Annotated in this window: 1 pseudogene; it reads left to right on the forward strand. The window is 49.4% G+C overall.

Annotated elements, in window-relative coordinates:
- Nucleotides 1-39: 39 nt before the first annotated feature.
- Nucleotides 40-628: pseudogene (locus J7439_RS25850) on the forward strand (hypothetical protein); the annotation flags it as partial.

Below are 628 nucleotides of genomic sequence, written 5' to 3' on the forward strand. Positions count from 1 at the left end.
TCCAATGATCAGCTTCTTTGCCAAAAAGCAGACCCACGGGTGTTAACAGCCAATTGCTCTTCGCGAACAGAATTTCTGGATGCATTGGATTTGTCGTACAGTGATGTTTGCCCGGTAAATGCCGCTACAGAATCAACAGCCGCTACAGCATCAACACCCATAATGATTATTAATGATGCAGAAACTCTGGGCAAGATTGGTCGAGATCCCAACTATCCACTGAACGGTACCTATCAACAGACAGCGGATATTGTTGTCACTAAAGACTATCAATCCATTGGCAATGATACCCATCCATTCACCGGGGAGTACGATGGGCAGGATCGTACCATCAGCGGCCTGTCTGACTGTTTTGTTGACACTCTGGAAGGCAGCATCAGTCACCTTCACTTTACTCGTGCCGAGATAACAAATTCCTGGAAGACGACCGGGTTAGCAGCCTGTGTTGTTGATGTTAATGGCACAGTCAGTAATATCCGGGCGGAAAATGTTGATATTGTCACCTCGGGTTGGTTTGCAAACGCCGGCATCGGGGGGGGGCAGGTTTATGGAGGAACGGTTGCCAACACCACGGCGGTGAACAGCATGGTCGTAACCTTGGGTAAGTTTGCAGATGCCGGCATGGGGG

Origin of the sequence: Salinisphaera sp. G21_0, from assembly GCF_017744115.1 — a bacterium.
Lineage (GTDB): Bacteria > Pseudomonadota > Gammaproteobacteria > Pseudomonadales > Endozoicomonadaceae > Endozoicomonas.